Genomic DNA, 980 nt, shown 5'->3' on the forward strand with positions numbered 1-980 from the left:
ATTCTTGGTATGCTTTAGCGATTGCATGGTACAAGCCTTCAGGGTCATTTAGTTGACCGTCTATCATCTGCTCTAAACGAGTGTTGACGGCTTCAGCTAAGTCGCCGATCGGGTCAACGTCAGCAAGTCTCGCTCCCCCTTTCAGGGTATGCATTTCCCTTTGTAACTCAACAATACCTTCGATGAAGTCTTCATCCTCGCGCCAGTGCTCCAAATACTCGGCAGCAGCAGAAAGAATATCCTTGCTTTCGTCTATAAATAAGGGAAGTAGGTCTGCTTCAAGATCATCTTCATCTATGGTTGTAGGCGCACTGACTTCAATGCTTTCAGGCTCTTCAACCGGTGTTTCAACAGGGCTTGTGATTTCAAGTTCTTCTGGCTCAGAAGTCTCTACTGGTGAGCCAGTGGTGACTTGCTTGATCTTATTGAGAAGTTCATCTGCGCCATTGATAGCTGAACCTTGTTGAACCGCTTCAACCATATTAGCTAAGGCATCATGACAGCTTAAGCAAAGAGCCGTCATGTCTTGTGTCGCATCAAGCTGCTTATTAACAATAGACTCGAATAAGGTTTCCAGTTCGTGTGCAAGATCACCAATAGGGTTGATTTCGGCCATTCGAGCACCGCCTTTAAGGGTGTGCAATTCACGCTGTAGCTCGCCAACAACCTCGATATTAAAGACGTCGGATTCCCATTGGTGCAATAGTTCGCCAGAACTGTCGATTATTTCTTGGGCTTCTTCTAAAAATATCTCGGCTAATTCCGGATCCAAGTCTAATAAGACCTGGCTAGGACTTGTCGTTTGTGATTCAGAGGGCTGTTCATTTTCTGGAGCGATATCTTCTTCAACAAGTGGGGTGTTAACACGCAAATCATCAACAATTGAAGTGATATTCGTGACCAGCTCATCTTGAGGCTGGCAAGGTTGCAAAGCCTGGATAGACTTAAGCATTGCTTCTAGAGCCTGCGAAGACTCTTCA

The 980-nt window shown here is 45.5% G+C and carries 1 protein-coding gene; it reads right to left on the bottom strand.

Features of this window, described 5'->3' with window-relative positions:
- Positions 1–952: Hpt domain-containing protein (locus A3756_RS24900; RefSeq protein ID WP_197481532.1), on the bottom strand; the 952-nt coding region annotated here is incomplete at its 3' end.
- Positions 953–980 lie beyond the last annotated feature (28 nt).

This window comes from Oleiphilus sp. HI0086, from assembly GCF_001635225.1.